This is a genomic window from Pseudoflavonifractor phocaeensis (assembly GCF_016901955.1).
GTDB lineage: Bacteria > Bacillota > Clostridia > Oscillospirales > Oscillospiraceae > Flavonifractor > Flavonifractor phocaeensis_A.
The window spans coordinates 1-1,615 of record NZ_JACJLC010000177.1; the positions used below are offsets into that span (position 1 = coordinate 1).

Genomic DNA, 1,615 nt, shown 5'->3' on the forward strand with positions numbered 1-1,615 from the left:
AAATGAGTCCTGCAATAAAAGTCAATAGTTGAAATGAAAAAAGTCCCGCAAAATTTGTGTGACTGAAAAAGAGCATAACAAAACAGACTGGAGAAAAAGATTCGCCAGCCGGAATGAAGTGACGATCTGATTTATCCTTGCGAGATGTCCTGCTGTGCGTCAAAAGCCTCCAAACATTCCTTCACGCGGGCGTAGTAGATGCGCAGGAACTTGTTCTGAGCGGCGGTCATGTAGACAAAGTAGGGCTTGCCCTCCGCGCGTTTCTTATCGAGGAACTGGTACACCGGCTCATCCGCCGGAGACTTTTTCAGGTATGTGCAGACGATTTGGTAGAGTGTTTTGCGCAGATGTGGTGAGCCCCGCTTTGTGGTGGGAACGCTCTTGGCGCTGTGTTTGCCGGATTCGTCCACACCGGGATCAACGCCCGCAAAGCCTACGATGGAACTGCGGCGCGGGAAACGGCGCACATCTCCGATTTCGGCCATAAGCTGCGCGGCAGTTATTTCCCCAACGCCGTACATGGCGCGCACGGTTTCGTATTCCGGAAGTTGGGATGCCAGCCGCGTCATCTCCGCCCGCAAAGCAGCCAGCGTGGCCTTGCCTGCAAGCAGCTGTTGCGCGGCCGTGACGATGAGTAGCTTTGTGTTCTCGTTTTTCGGCAGCGTAGTGAAATGACCACAGCTGCTGGCGTAGAGGTCTGATGCTTTCTCTGCGCTGAAATGGTAGCCTTTGCGTTTGCACCACTTCCGGTAACGCTCGGTAAATGCCTTTTCGCTGACACGGCAGATGCAGTCACAGTGCCAGAAGGTCATGGCAAAGTCCACCCATTTCTGGTGGCCGTCGGCACGCTCCGGACTGGAGAACAGCTCGTTCACGCCGGGAAATGTCTTGTCGGTCAGGGAAATGAGGTTGTTTTGCAGCGACACCACCGTTTTCATGTAGAGGTCGTACTGACGGCTGCACAGCTTCAGTTGTTGTCTCACAGTGTCCATGGGAGTATATTCCCGCAGATCCGCCCAGTTGTCAAGGCCATACTTGGCAATCTTCATGGCGTCAGCCTTATCGGTCTTGACCTTGCGGATGGAACCGCCGCCGCTCTGCTTGATGAGCAGCGGATTCAGGACGCAGACGTAGATCCCGTACTCATGCAGTGCTGCCGCTACCGGTTCGTGGTAACGGCCTGTAGATTCCATGATGACGCGGGTATCTTCACCTAATGCGATGATGGCGTAAGCCATCTGCTCCAGCCCAACTCCGGTATGGAGAAATTCCCGTGGCAGAAATGCCACTTCACCCATTGGCCGCAGGGCAGCCACCATGCTTTTTCCTTTGGAAATATCGATCCCTACTGCGTTCATTTTGCTCCTCCTTCTGATTGGATATGGCTTTCCGCCGTTTCCTCATTGCCTGTTCAATCTCCTGGGTGACGCGAACGCACCGAAAATCGGTGGTACAACCTGCGCAAATCGAATGCTGCGAATGAGAGAGGCGGCTGACGGACTCATTTACGGGCGTGTTGGCCCAAGGTGAGCTATGTCAGGCCATTTGCTCTCCCATTCTAACAGCTTCGGCTTTGAGATGGAAAAAGACGCGGCTGGCTGCCGCGCCTTGAACC

The 1,615-nt window shown here is 54.2% G+C and carries 1 protein-coding gene; it reads right to left on the reverse strand.

Annotated elements, in window-relative coordinates; translation table 11 throughout:
* Positions 1-131: 131 nt before the first annotated feature.
* Entirely contained in the window at positions 132-1,358 is a 1,227-nt protein-coding gene (locus H6B51_RS16930) for an IS110 family RNA-guided transposase (RefSeq protein ID WP_204884767.1), read from the reverse strand.
* Positions 1,359-1,615: the final 257 nt, after the last annotated feature.